Source organism: Candidatus Thiodiazotropha endoloripes (assembly GCF_001708965.1).
In the GTDB taxonomy this organism is placed as follows: Bacteria; Pseudomonadota; Gammaproteobacteria; order Chromatiales; family Chromatiaceae; genus Thiodiazotropha; species Thiodiazotropha endoloripes.
The window spans coordinates 2,301,834-2,315,562 of record NZ_LVJW01000003.1 but is presented as its reverse complement, the minus strand read 5'-3'; the positions used below and the strand labels follow the sequence as shown (position 1 = coordinate 2,315,562).

At 49.7% G+C, this 13,729-nt stretch carries 8 protein-coding genes and 1 pseudogene; 6 read left to right on the top strand and 3 right to left on the bottom strand.

Features of this window, described 5'->3' with window-relative positions:
- The first annotated feature begins 48 nt into the window (after positions 1-48).
- From A3193_RS10355 to A3193_RS10340, 4 genes and pseudogenes are all read left to right on the top strand, one after another.
- A pseudogene (locus A3193_RS10355) lies at positions 49-1,167 on the top strand (IS4 family transposase).
- Between the two features lie 185 nt (positions 1,168-1,352).
- A complete protein-coding gene (dbpA, locus tag A3193_RS10350; RefSeq protein ID WP_069014649.1) occupies positions 1,353-2,738 on the top strand; it encodes an ATP-dependent RNA helicase DbpA in 1,386 nt (461 codons plus the stop codon).
- Positions 2,739-3,098: 360 nt separating this feature from the next.
- Complete coding sequence (locus A3193_RS10345; protein ID WP_069014648.1) at positions 3,099-4,133, top strand: GGDEF domain-containing protein; 1,035 nt, start codon at positions 3,099-3,101, stop codon at positions 4,131-4,133.
- A gap of 58 nt (positions 4,134-4,191) precedes the next feature.
- Complete coding sequence (locus A3193_RS10340; protein ID WP_083218671.1) at positions 4,192-6,588, top strand: bifunctional diguanylate cyclase/phosphodiesterase; 2,397 nt, start codon at positions 4,192-4,194, stop codon at positions 6,586-6,588.
- Between the two features lie 438 nt (positions 6,589-7,026).
- Here the strand turns inward: A3193_RS10340 and A3193_RS20420 are convergent, their stop codons facing one another.
- Positions 7,027-7,350 (bottom strand): transposase, encoded by a 324-nt coding sequence (locus tag A3193_RS20420; protein WP_141694613.1) that lies wholly within the window; start codon positions 7,348-7,350, stop codon positions 7,027-7,029.
- A gap of 406 nt (positions 7,351-7,756) precedes the next feature.
- Here A3193_RS20420 and A3193_RS10330 point away from each other — a divergent pair, with 406 nt between their 5' ends.
- Positions 7,757-8,509 carry a hypothetical protein gene (locus tag A3193_RS10330; RefSeq protein WP_069006743.1) on the top strand — a complete coding sequence of 251 codons (753 nt, stop codon included), beginning with the start codon at positions 7,757-7,759 and terminating at the stop codon, positions 8,507-8,509.
- A gap of 230 nt (positions 8,510-8,739) precedes the next feature.
- Entirely contained in the window at positions 8,740-10,536 is a 1,797-nt protein-coding gene (locus A3193_RS10320; protein ID WP_141694612.1) for an alkaline phosphatase D family protein, read from the top strand.
- Between the two features lie 208 nt (positions 10,537-10,744).
- Here A3193_RS10320 and A3193_RS10315 read toward each other — a convergent pair whose 3' ends face one another.
- Positions 10,745-12,583 carry a putative bifunctional diguanylate cyclase/phosphodiesterase gene (locus tag A3193_RS10315; RefSeq protein ID WP_069014644.1) on the bottom strand — a complete coding sequence of 613 codons (1,839 nt, stop codon included), beginning with the start codon at positions 12,581-12,583 and terminating at the stop codon, positions 10,745-10,747.
- Entirely contained in the window at positions 12,583-13,728 is a 1,146-nt protein-coding gene (locus A3193_RS10310; protein WP_069014643.1) for an FIST signal transduction protein, read from the bottom strand. The genes A3193_RS10315 and A3193_RS10310 overlap by 1 nt, the downstream gene beginning before the upstream one ends.
- Between the last annotated feature and the right edge of the window lies 1 nt (position 13,729).

Genomic DNA, 13,729 nt, shown 5'->3' with positions numbered 1-13,729 from the left:
TTTAAGCCATGGCTCATTCTAACACTGTGCTGTCACAAATGCTTAAAAATGATCCCGAGACATGAGTTCGAGAAGCTGGCAAACATGGTGGATGGCAAGGTTCGAGCTACCGCATTATCGCGTTGGAGCCAGTTTGTAGCGTTAACGGTAGGGCAGCTCAGTGGCCGTCAGAGCCTGCGCGATTTTGAAAGTTGTTTAGCGTCACAACGCCATCTCCATTACCATCTAGGCACTCAACCCGTAAGCAAATCTGAATTAAGCAGAGCGAATGAACAACGTGATGCAAAATTTTACACACAGTTATTTCAGCTGCTCTATCAACGCTGTACCCACCATGCCCCGCGACATGGTTTTCGTTTTAAACACAAACTTTTCTCTCTTGAGGGTTCTTTGCTGAATGCCTCAATGAAACTTTTTTCCTGGGCAGACTACAATCGCAAGAAAGCCGCTTTCAAGTTACATGTGTGGCTGGATCATGACGGCTTGATACCCTGTTTCGCACAGGTGACCGAAGGGCGTGTTTCAGAAAACGAGCAAGCCAGAGCCTTTGATGCCCCCAGGGGATCAGTGCTGGTCTTTGTTAAGGGGTATAACAATTACCGATGGCATAAGACACTGACAGATAAGGGTATTTACTGGACCACCCGGATACGGGGAAATGCCAAATACAAGGTGCTTGAACGCCGTGATACGGCTCCTAACTCGGCAGTCACTAGCGATCAAATCATTAAATACAGCTCCAAACAACGCGATGGCGATAAGCTGAACCCAATTAGACGTATCGGCTATCGCGACCTTGAGACTGGGCGTCATTATGTTTTTATCACAAACCACTTTGACTGGTCTGCTTAGACCATCGCCGATATTTATAAGCAACCCTGGCAGGTGGAATTGTTTTTCAAATGGATCAAGCAGAATTTAAAAATCAAAACATTTATAGGTAACAGCAAGAATGCTGTGCTGACTCAAATACTGGCAGCATTATGCGTTTATTTATTGATCGCGTTTATGAAGTTCCAATCGAAACTTTCTCCTAGTATGCAACAGATTGCTCGATTACTGCATACCAATTTATTCAGTAAGCGTGACCTGATAGGACTGTTCCAGAAACTAAAACCCGATAAATACTCTCCCCCACAAATGATGCTATCATTGGTGCGTCGTTAGTGGGACTGCAGTGGGGCAAAGGCTTTGTCTACCAGTAGTACGCTCATCATCAGTGTCGTGTGTTGGTTAGGTCATTTCCTGAGTGCTGAGAATTTTGTTGAGTGCATCAATTACCGGGACAAACTGTTATTATTACTACCTGGCACGATCCGCATCGGTTTATTCATCAGCCTGAAATACACTCTATGACAACCCAGTTTTCCTCACTAAAACTCGCTCCGGCGTTGTTGGATAATCTTGAGTCTCTAGGTTATTTGAAGATGACGCCGATCCAGTCGGAGAGTCTGCCCCATCTGCTGGCAGGGCAGGATCTTATCGCCCGGGCCAAGACTGGAAGTGGTAAAACGGTTGCCTTTGGACTTGGTCTGCTCAACCTGCTCGATCAGAAATCTTTTAGAGTACAGGGGCTCGTACTCTGTCCAACCCGAGAACTGGCCGATCAGGTAGCCAAGGAGTTACGACGTCTGGCACGTGCCAGTTCCAACACCAAAATCGTTACTCTCTGTGGCGGCACCCCCTTCGGACCGCAGATAGGTTCGTTGGTGCATGGGGCACATATGGTGGTCGGTACGCCGGGACGTATCCTCAAACACCTGGAGAAGGGCTCCCTCTCCCTCGACAGTGTTCGTGCAGTTGTGCTTGATGAGGCTGATAGAATGCTCGATATGGGTTTTCATGACGATATGGCCGAGATCCTTTCAGCCACCCCATCTCAACGACAAACCCTGCTCTTCTCAGCCACCTATCCCGAGACCATTCGAGAAATGAGTGCCGCTTTTCAAAGCGATCCGATTGAAGTGACCGTCGACTCACATCACAGCGATTTGAAGATCAGGCAGCACTTCTATGAAGTCCAAAAAGGCAAGCGAAATCAAACCCTGGCCGCCTTGTTGGCGAAATTTTTTCCGACTTCTACCGTCGTGTTTTGCCATACCAAATCACAGTGTCAGGAAGTCGCGGAGGAGTTACAGCAGCGGGGTATTCAAGCCCTGGCACTGCACGGCGACCTAGAGCAAAAGGATCGTGATCTGGTACTGGTGCGCTTTGCAAATGGTAGTGTTCCGGTACTGGTGGCTACAGATGTGGCAGCTCGCGGCCTCGACATCAAGGAACTTGGCGCGGTGATTAACTATGAGCTGCCCCGGGATCCAGAGATCTATGTCCACCGAATCGGTCGTACAGGACGGGCAGGGAGAAATGGTCTGGCGCTTAGTCTGTTTATCGCCTCAGAGGCCAATCGCGTCAATGCCATTGAGGCCTATCTCAAGAACGAAGTGCGCCTGGAGCAACCGGTAGGGCTAGACATACCTGAGGGTTTCAGTCTCACCGCACCGAATGTCACGCTCTGTATCGATGGCGGCCGCAAAGAAAAAGTTCGTCCCGGCGACATTCTAGGCGCACTCACTGCAGATAAAGCAATACAAGGTGGACTGGTTGGAAAGATCGATATTTTCGACCATGTTGCCTATGTCGCCGTTGATCGCAGTGTTCGGAAAATAGCAATCCGTGTTTTGTCCGATAACAAGATAAAGGGACGTCGCTTTAAAGTGCGAATGATACATCGACTCTGACTCCATGTAGTCAGTATGAACGCCATCGTTTTCACTTGTTGCTTCAGTTTACCTGTGAACATTCGACCAGAATAGATCAAACCGTCCGGTTTTTTAATGCCCTATCTAGGCCGCTATAAAGGTTTCAACGCTATATAGACATTTTGATGCATTTATCTTCAATTTGACAGATGTGTGATTGGCGGCGTTTTTCCTGATATCACAAACAGGTCTATATCAGGTAAGAGAAACCGGCTATCGAACAGAAGTGAAATTCCCATCAAGACTGCTGGAACTGATGTATAATTCTAACTAAACCCCATCGTAACCCGCCAGAATGATTTCAACGGTTTTTGATTTGCTGTTAGCTATGAATCGGGTATGAATATCAAAGATACAGACTTTAGACGTGGTTACCAGCTCAGCATGTTGGTTGGGGCTTCAGGGTCGACGTTCTTGATCGTCTTTGGGATCATTGCGATTGTTAATGACAGACAAATCCTAGGGCTGACGCTTCTTGCCATTACCCTACTGGTATTGGTGTCAATGTTCCTGATGTGGCTGATGAAAAATCCGTCGTTCGGAATCAATGGAATCTCAATTGCGGTTGTTATTGCTTTTACCTATATCATCTCAACAGGGGGAATCGATAATACCGGCCCCCTGTGGTGTTATCCATTGACTCTGATAATGATGTTGCTCCAGGGATTGCGAAGAGGAGTCATCGCATTATTTGTGCTACTGATAATCGCAATCGTTGTGATGTATATCCCATCTGTGTCTTTTGTCACTGCAGACTATCCACAAAGTTTTAAAGTCAGGTTTATTGCCTCCTTTTTTGCTTTGTCCATTATGGTGACAATTTACGAGTTCCTGAGGGAAAGGACGCACAAAAGATACATCGAGATCAGCAACGAATTGGAACATGCTTCCCACACTGACATGTTGACAGGATTGGCTAATCGACGGGAAATGTTGGCGCGACTGGATGCAGCCTACGGTACCTATAATCGCCATGGCGCTCCTTTTTCGATCATCATGGCCGATTTGGATAATTTTAAACGAATAAATGACACATATGGGCACGTCGTTGGTGATCATCTTCTAATCGGGCTTGGCAAGCTTCTATCCTCTGTTGTAAGGCGACAGGATCTGGTTTCCAGGTGGGGGGGAGAGGAGTTCCTGATTATGCTTTCCCAGACTGATAGGCGCCAGGCTATGGAGGTTGCGGAAAAGTTGCGATTGTCTGTGGAATCAGCGGTTTTCTCTGATGAAAATAAATATCAGATAACCCTGAGTCTGGGTGTACAATCGATTACGGAAGCCGTCAACACAGATACAATGATCAGAGATGCCGATCGATTTCTCTACGAAGCAAAACGGAGAGGGCGCAATCGAGTGGCAGGACCGCTATAGTTTGCTTGGATATCTCCCGTTACTTATTCTATATTAAACCAATTCAAAAACACCACCAATGACCGATAGGATTGCCTCACAGCAGATTGATTACTCCCCGGTAGCCTTGGGTAAGCGTATCTTTGTCAGCCTTACATTACTCGTCCTCATCATTTCATCGGCCATGACCGGGGTCTACTATTGGCAGTACCAGGATCGGCTGCGCCAGGAAATGCGGGAGAAACTACACGATATCGTGGCGGTTGCGGCACTGCAGATCGACGCCGAAGCCCACAATACCCTAAGGTTACCCGAACAAGAGTCTGGTCCGACCTATCTCAGGCTACGCCGTGATCTGCAGCGCATCCGCGACACTGCCACCGGAATCCGCTACGTATACACAATGGTGCCGAGCGCGGATGGACAGATCATGTTCGTGCTCGACGCAGAAACGAATCCTGAGGAGATTGCCCACCTCGGTGATCTATACGACGATGCCAGTGAAACACTTAAAACAAACTTTACTTCGCTAGACAAACCTCTTGTGGAACAAGACTTCTACACAGATAAATGGGGCACCTGGCTCACGGCATACGCCCCTTTCTACACCAGCGACGGCAAGCGGGCCGGCGTGCTGGGTATCGACATCGAGAACAGTAATATCCAGACTCGGGAACGCTATCTACTACTCACCTCCCTGCCGATATCATTCGCGGTCATTCTCGCAGTCCTGATCTTCAGTTGGCTTGTCGCCTATCGGTTGTCAGCTACTACGCGTTCAGCCCTGCAGTCGCTACGTGCCAGCGAAGAGAAGCTACGCAATATCGTGGAGTACAGCAGCAACTTACATTACTTTCACACAGATCAACATGTGCTCACATATCTCAGCCCCCAGACCCATCGATTTCTAGACTGCGGACCGGAAGAGGCGAAACGGCGCTGGACGGAGTTTGTAAGCGACCATCCGGTTAACAAAAAGGGATTTGAGATTACCCAGCGCGCCATTGATACCGGTGAACAACAGCCATCTTATGAATTAGAGCTTGTCGGTACCAAAGGTCGCAAAATTTGGGTGCAGGTCAATGAAGCTCCGGTAGTACAAGAAGGCAGGACTATTGGCATTGTCGGCGCTTTGACAGATATCTCCGAAAGCAAACACTACGCCGATTTCATACAGCACCAAGCTACTTATGATGCGCTTACGGATCTTCCAAACCGTCGACTGTTATTGGATCGGCTGAGTCAAACCCTGACCCGTTGTCGACGCCATGGGAAAAAGGGTGCCCTGCTGTTCCTCGATCTTGACCAATTCAAGCACATCAACGATTCACTGGGCCATCCTGTCGGCGATGCGGTGTTGAAAGCTGTCGCAGAACGGCTCAAGAAAAATCTTCGCGATGAGGACTCTCCCGCCCGCCTGGGTGGTGATGAATTTGTACTGCTGTTCAGCGAAGTTGGGGATGATACCGAGAAGGTCGCGGAATATACTCAGATGTATGCGGAAAAAATTCGTGATTTGTTGTCAAAACCCTATACGATCCAGGGCCATGAATTACATGTAACCCCAAGTATCGGTATTGCACTGTTCCCAATGGAAGATGAGAATGCAGACGACATCCTACGTCATGCAGATACCGCTATGTACAGGGCTAAAGAGGCAGGGCGCAATACAGTGCGTTTCTTTCTGCCAAGTATGCAGCATGCGGCAGAAGAACTGCTGCGCCTGAAGAATAATATACAGCAGGCGCTGGAGAGACGGGAGTTCCAATTGCACTATCAGCCCCTGGTCGATCATGCTAATAATCTACTGGGATTGGAGTCATTGATACGTTGGCAACACCCAAAACGGGGGCTGATTCAACCCGATCAATTCATTCCTGTGGCCGAGGACACAGGACAGATTCTGAAGATTGGCGAGTGGGTCCTGGCAAACGCGCTCCAACAATACAAAACCTGGACACATTTCCCAGGATTCCCGCTGCCTAGCAGAATGTCAGTCAACATCAGTCCACGGCAATTCCTCAATCCGGATTTCGTCATAAAGGTTGAGCGCCTCCTCGCAGAAAGTGATGTTGATCCTGCCTGCCTGACACTTGAAATCACCGAAGGCGTACTTGTGAATAAGCTGGATATGGCACGGGACAAGATGCTGACATTGAAGAAGTTGGGCGTTCGTTTCAGTATTGACGATTTCGGCACTGGATATTCATCTCTAGCATACCTGCGCAGATTACCTGTGGACGAGATCAAGATCGATCGTTCCTTCATTCGTGATATCAGCAACGATCCCGAGGATGCCAGCCTGGTCGAGACTATTATCACGCTCGCAGATAAACTGTGCCTCCAAGTGGTTGCTGAAGGAGTGGAGACTGAAGAACAGTGCCGTTTCCTGAGAGAATGCGGCTGCAGTTGTTTCCAAGGCTATTATTTTCACCGGCCTCAATCGGCTGATACATTGGAGGCATTGTTCAAGTAGTGTTAACTGATCCAATCTCGATCGGGGAAAAGGGAAAAGGGGTCAGTACCCTTATTTCACTTATTAATTACTGTTTTCTTTTTATTTGGGCGTCCTCTTCTTGCCTGACATACTTTACACTCTAGTTGCTTTTTAAATCTGCTCGCAAAAGCGAGCACTGCCAAGGGTGTGCCGGTTTAAACAGTCGCACGGATATCGTGAACCCGATCAGCTGCTAGCGCATTGCAGAATAATTTAAGATAAAAAAATTGCCTGTCTTGGTAACCCTGGGCAAGTTGTCGATATACAGCATGAGGAGTAGGCAATTTGTCAGTGTACTGGGTGGCGTTGCCCGATAACTGGACCAACGATAATTGATTGGTTTTTTTACCATACCCGCCCGAACTGGATTGAGTTCTATGTAACGCATACAAGACAATAGATACGTGTCACTGTCAATTACGCATCCTTTGTAGCGGCCTTCCCGCAATGTACCAGACCTACTGTAGGTATATTATTGATATAGGGGACATAATGGCGGCCTACGAACTGCATGATTTTACTGATCGCCTCAGATGATTCGGGTGTTAGAAGTAAATGGACATGATTAGTCATTAAACAATAGGCGTGGATGGCGCAACCGTGCTTGTTCGCACCCTCTTTCAAGCATCCCAAATAGGCCTGATAGTCATCAGATTCAAAGAATACGGGTTGGCGACTATTGCCACGCTGGATCACGTGGACCGGGATACCTGGTAAATAGAAACGGCGTTTTCTTTGCATTTGAATATCCTTGTTCAGATGGCTATTGAAGAATGATTGAACTAACTATATGGGATTAAGGGTACTGACCCCTTTTCAACCTTTTCAGGGACGTCGCTTTAAAGTGCGAATGATATATCGACTCTGACTCCACGTGATCAGTATCAACGCCATCATTCGCTGCTACACTCAACAGTAAAGGAGAACTCATTTAACCATTCATGAGGAGTGCTCGTCGGCCAGCCCATATTGCCTGGCATACGGATTTACAGAGTGACTTCACTGAATCCAAGTGTACTTACGGATAGAGCATCGGCGAAATAATCACCTATAAGCCAAGGGCCGACAAGGTGCATTGAGATTCACGATTCACACTCAAACGAGCACGGGATCTAGCGGATAAACAATTAACATGGAGTGAAGTGACATGACTAGAGTATTTCGAGGTGTTACCACCACACCAGAAAAGCTTATCAAACGTCATGGGTTCAAGGCATGGCAGTCTTTGGATAGAAATGCCGCGCTGAATGTGATTGCCTCATATTGCTTGAAAGGCACATACAATCCTCCAAATGTGAACAATGCATTAGTTTCCAATATGCTGAAAAGGCAAATAGATCTTGCACTCATTCGACGACCGACTGAGGGCGAGCAAGATTACCAGCGTCGAAGAGAGGCGTTTTGCCCCAACCTCAATGATCTCAGGGTACTTGTTAAGAAGGAAAAGCGGAATGACACATTTTGGATCTCCACGGATCCAACACCTGCCTGCGGCGGATATGCCGGCAACTACGTATACTGGATTGAACTGCCTGAATTGAGAGTTGTCAGCCCAGGCTTTAAGCACAAAGGCATTTCCATAGGTAACCGGCAGGGGAGATTTGCCAAGCTTATGACCGATGGCTCCGGACAGGTCGTCGCCCTCGATCTGTACGGAAATGCGGGCGCGGAATACGCATTCCTAACCGGTATCAAATTGGACTGGATAAAGTATGTAAAGCATAAGCAAAGGAGTGCAATTCCGGAATCATATGAACTTGTAACGGGCCTGGAATTTGAAGGACCCTGGTATAAAATGCCAACAGGCTGGCAACACAATAAGGTGCAACCCAAGCCGCCAACAGCAAGAACAAAGCCTCCAAGACCGGACAAGAGGAACCGGCCTAGAATTACCAAATAGAAAAGCCCCTATGCCATTAGTATCGGGTTAAAATTACAAGGACAGGCATCATTTGCACATTCTGAACACGCATTTCCATATGCTGTTTATGGATGGCGTTTACACTAATGATCACTTTTCTGATCCCAACTATCGATAGGAAACCTTCCTGTCGCCGGAATGACATAAATATTTCATGTCCACTGATTAGAATCGCGTGCTTCCTCACGCCACCCATATGAGCCATCAGCATGAAAATCAGTCGCCGGGATCTGTTAAAATTGGGCACTTACTCCACCGTTCTGATCACCTCCTCAGGCCTGCACGGCTGTAATCACGAGGATGGTGACTACAGCTTCGATCATGGTGTCGCCAGCGGTGATCCACAGCACGACAGTGTGGTGATCTGGACCCGCGTGACACCTGCAGAAGATGAAGATGAGGCCGTTATCGTCAGTTGGCAGGTGGCAACCGACAGAAATTTCAAGGATTTGGTCAATGAGGATTACACACAGGTTGATGCGGAGCGGGATTTTACCGTAAAGGTGGACGTACAGGAGCTGCAGCCCAACAGGCGCTACTATTATCGGTTCAAGGCGGGCACTGCCGAATCCCCGATTGGACGTACCAAGACACTACCGCTCAATGTAGTCTCCCAGGTTCGCCTGGCGGTGGTCTCCTGCTCCAACTATCCGGCAGGCTACTTCAACGTCTACCGTGAACTGTCACTGAAAGACAATCTGGATGCCATCGTCCACCTGGGCGACTACATCTACGAATATGGTCGTACCGATAGTGATGGCTCCCCGGCGTATGCCAGCGAGGATGCGGAAACCCTGGGGCGTCAGGTGGAACCTGAAAGTGAACTGCTAACGCTTGCTGACTACCGCACCCGTTATGCACAGTACCGCAGTGATCCCGACCTGCAGGCCGCCCACGCCAAACACCCGTTCATTGTCGTCTGGGACGACCATGAAGTGGCCAACGATACCTATATTACAGGTGCGGAGAATCACGATGACGCCACTGAGGGTAGCTTTGAAGCTCGCAAACAGGCTGCCATCCAGGCCTATTTCGAGTGGTTGCCGTTACGCCCCCTGACTCCCGATTCAGAGGGACGAATCTACCGCCAGTTCGAATTCGGCAGCCTGGTCAACCTGATGATGCTGGATACCCGAATCATCGGTCGAGATCTGCAACTCGACTATGCAGATTACATAGATCCTGCAAATGGTGATTTCGATGCCGCCACCTTTACTCAGGATGTAAGTAGTAGCCAGCGGACCCTGCTCGGCGCAGAGCAAATCGCCTGGCTCACTGACCGTATGAATCATTCCACCGCCACATGGCAGGTGATGGGCCAGCAGGTATTGATGATGCGTATGCTGTTGCCAGCTGTAACGCTGACTCCGGACCCGCTGGCGCCAACAGTCAGCCTCGCCGAGTATGGTGTAATCGCCACCGCCGCCTTGACCTATCAGACCCTGGTGGCGAATGGTGTCGACGGCTCTGATCCTGCCGCGCTGCTGGCTGCCGGCATGACTGAGGAGCAGCTAGCCATAGTCAACGATCCGTTACAGATGTCTTATCTCGAGAGTCCTTCGATCCCTTACAACCTGGATGCCTGGGATGGTTACGCCTATGACCGGGAGGTGATCCTGGCCAACGCCAAAGCGGCTCAGAAGAACCTGATCTCCTTCGCAGGCGATACTCACAACGCCTGGGCCGGCCGCCTCACCGATGCAGCTGGTGATACAGTGGGCATCGAGTTCGCCACCACTTCCGTTACATCCCCCGGTCTGGAGGAGTACTTGAACTTTACCACCGTCGAGGAAGCCCGCGCCAACGAAACAGGTCTCACCCAGATGGTCAGCGATCTCGACTACTGCAATCTTCGTGAACGTGGCTATATGGTTGTTACCTTCAATCCCGACAGGGCCGAAGCGGAGTGGCATTTCGTCGATACGATCAAGCACTCCAGCTACCAAATCGTTACTGAACTCGACAAGATGCTGATCCTGTCGGCAGGCGAAACAACTCTGCAATAGGCCGGATTTTGATTAAAGCAAGATTAAAGGGGTCAAAGCCCTTTTTCTACACCAGACGTGGTCTGGTTCGAAGGCAATTGCCGATTATGAAGTCGATCGTAAACACCGTCTGGATGTTGAAGCAGAACAATCCCATCGAATTAAATGCAAACGATTGTGCAGCTGATCAGGGCCGCCAAGTCAACACTTTCAAGTGTGCTGATAAACCCTAGCTCAATGCCAGAAATGATTCCAGAGGCATTGGCCGATGGAACAGGTAACCCTGAAACTGGTGGCAGCCCATCGCCACCAAGGTTTGCAGAGCCTCCGGCCGATCAATTCCTTCGGCAATCACCTGCATGTCGAAATGCCGCGCAATCGAGATAATCACTTCGACTATGGCCTGATCATCCGTACTGGAATCGATGTTGGCGACAAAAGCACGATCAATCTTGACCCGATTGATGGGCAATCTACGCAGATAAGCAAGCGAAGAGTAACCGGTACCGAAATCATCTATGGATATCTCTAATCCTGCCTCTCTCAGCCGTTGCATTTTTTCGATCGCTTCCTCTACATTATCAAGCAGAGTCCGCTCAGTCAGTTCCAGTTCGATCTGTTCTGCCGAGATATTCCGTTCCTTGATCGTCGTCAGGACTCGATTTACAAAATCGGGCTGATGAAACTGTTTTGCGCTGAGATTCACCCCGAGTTTCGCCCCGGCAGGCCAGGTACCTTGTGCATTCAGCAACCTGATCAGTCGACAGGCTTCAATCAATACCCATTCGCTCAGCGGCACGATGAAACCGGATTTCTCTGCCATCGGTATGAAACTGTTGGGTAATAGCAGTCCTTTGTCCGGGTGGTTCCATCGAATCAGGGTTTCAGCCCCGATCATCCGGCCCAGTTGATCGACCTGGGGTTGTAACCAGAGCTGAAAATCACCGGACTTGAGTGCCGAGCGCATATCGGAATCCAGACTCAGACGGTGACTGGTCTCCTCATCCAACGAGGTATCATGCAGATGAATGGTATTACGGCCTAGCGATTTGGCACGGCGAAGTGCCGAACGGCCATGACTGAGCACCGCCTGAGGCTGATCGTCATCAGCCTTGAAAATGGCGATGCCTGCACTGGCGGCAACAGTGACTGTGCGCTGATCGAGTTCACAGGGTTGCTCAATCTGTAGCAAAAGCCAGCGGGTCAATGCCACGACACGTTCGCTTGCCGCTGATTCTTCAGCGGACAGGTCGGTGATCAGAAAACCAAACTCATCCCCATCCAGTCGAGCGGATGCCGCGAGTTTCTCATCGGCAATAACAATCCGCTTCGAGATGGCGCCCAGCACGGCATCACCAATCTGATATCCGAGAGACTCATTGATGTCACTGAAGTTATCCAGGCCCAAATAGATGAGCGCACAGTAACCCTGACCTGATCCACCCACTTCGCACAGTTGATTCAGCTGTTTGAGCAAATGTCTTCGATTTGGCAACCCGGTCAGATCATCATGAAAGGCAAGGTGCTCGATACGCCTTTCAGCGACCCTCCTGCGCTCCACCTCATGGATGATCTGCTCGTGTTTGATGGCGGCTTCGCAACCCTGACGCAAGCGCTCGAATACCGGAGTCAGTGCACCCACCAGAATATCCGGCAGCGGGGTATTGCTACGGTCGAGTACCAACACGCCGTTGTCGGCAAGTGGATAGGCATAGACAAACTGTCGTCCAAACTGAAATACAGTCACCTCCACTGAAGTCAACTCCCCACGGAAGAAGTCAACAATCCACTCACCCACTTGCGGTGTTTCGAGAATTTCAGCCTGATGGTCAGCTGGCATGGCAAAAAAGACACTCTTCTCGGGTCCAGAGCAAGCTTCGACAGGCAGTAATTCATCATCGTCAAGACGCAGAAATAGATAAGCGCGGCGCACGGAAAGACGACGCAGACAGACCTTCATCAGATGCCGTACCATCGGTACCAGTTGAGAATCAACGCCGATATTCATCGCCAACTCATGCTGAATGGAGATCAGGTTCAGAGTGTCGATCTGGCGTGAATCGCTCATCAGGCCAGGCCCCCAATTACGGTCGTCTTATTCAACCACTGAATCCCTCCCTGATGGGAGTTGGCTATCTCCCCAATGGAGAGAATACCCAATACTGAGACGTTGTTCGGCAGATGCTGGCGTATGATTGCCAACTCATCACCGTAGTCTTCACCCAGTACCATGCGGCGTGAGATACAGTCGATCAAAAACACATTCAAGCCTGTCTCCTGGCCATACCGGGAGGAGAAACGACCACGCAGATCAGTGACAGCACTGCCTGCGGCTTCCACCAGATCATGCGGGCTGGCATGCAACAGATAGACCATGGCATTGGTCGGAACGGCCCCGGCAAAAACAATGGCGTTCCCCACACGATTGACCGGGTCACGCACCAGAAACTCACTGTCCAATTGAGCCATACCAAAAGGATAGTGATTCGCCAATGCCGCAAACTCCTCAACCGCCACCGCACGTCCTAGGTGTTGGGCGAGAATGTCCAGGTAAAAAGGGAAGGCCGGTTGATAGTTGATCTGCTGAATCTGGTTGTCCGAGGCGTCCGTGATCAGAAACGGGCCCTCTACAGGCTCCCAACCATGGCTCACACTGGTCACCAGTTCCATGGTGGTGAACAGCAGTAGCGCCGCATTCGACAGCAAACCATCGGCAGTGATCAGATTCGGCTGCAGAGAGAAATCTCTATAGCCGCAACCGGCACCTATGACCTGCACATCAGGCCCGATACAGTCGTGCAGGGTGGTGACAAAATTATCCACACCCCGGGAGAGACCATCAATCACGATCAACACCCCCGAGGGGTTGGGGTTCATGCTCAGTATCTGCTGTATATCGTGATTGAGCTTCTGCTCCGATCTGTTGATATCGGGCACCACGGTGGCTGCTGACGTGGATGTAAGGCCACACACTGCAATCCCATCCTCATAAACTTGATCCTGAAGCAGCACGCCCGGAACAACCACTCCCACAGCGGGTATAGCAAGTTCACGCAACAGATTTGGGAGTTGTTTGAAATCGATCTTGTTGGCACTGCCTATCAGCAGTAAAAGCCCCTTCGCGCCTTGATTGATTGCTGACTGCAAGCTGTCTCGAAGACCCGAAACTGTACCGCTTTCATCGAGCTGAACACTGGAAAAGACTCTGTTCATT